This window comes from Peribacillus sp. SIMBA_075, assembly GCF_046534585.1.
In genome coordinates, this window is record NZ_JAWRYN010000955.1 from 1 (window position 1) to 259 (window position 259).

Sequence of the window (259 nt, forward strand, 5' to 3'; positions counted from 1 at the left end):
GGACAAAATGGACATATTGGTTTTAACGAACCAGGTACCTCTTTCGACTCAAAGACTCATGTTGTTCAATTAGATGAAAACACCCGTCAAGCAAATGCAAGATACTTTTCTTCTATTGATGAGGTACCTACACATGCCATCACAATGGGAATTGCGAGCATTCTTTCAAGCAAAAAAATTCTCCTTCTTGCATCAGGAAAATCAAAAGCGAAAGTGATACAATATTTAGAACAGACAGAGATTCACCCAGACTTCCCTG

General features: G+C 38.6%; 1 protein-coding gene. It reads left to right on the forward strand.

Annotated features, from left to right (window positions below):
- A partial coding sequence (locus SB775_RS31095; RefSeq protein ID WP_486360728.1) for a sugar phosphate isomerase family occupies window positions 1–259 on the forward strand: 259 nt, incomplete at both ends.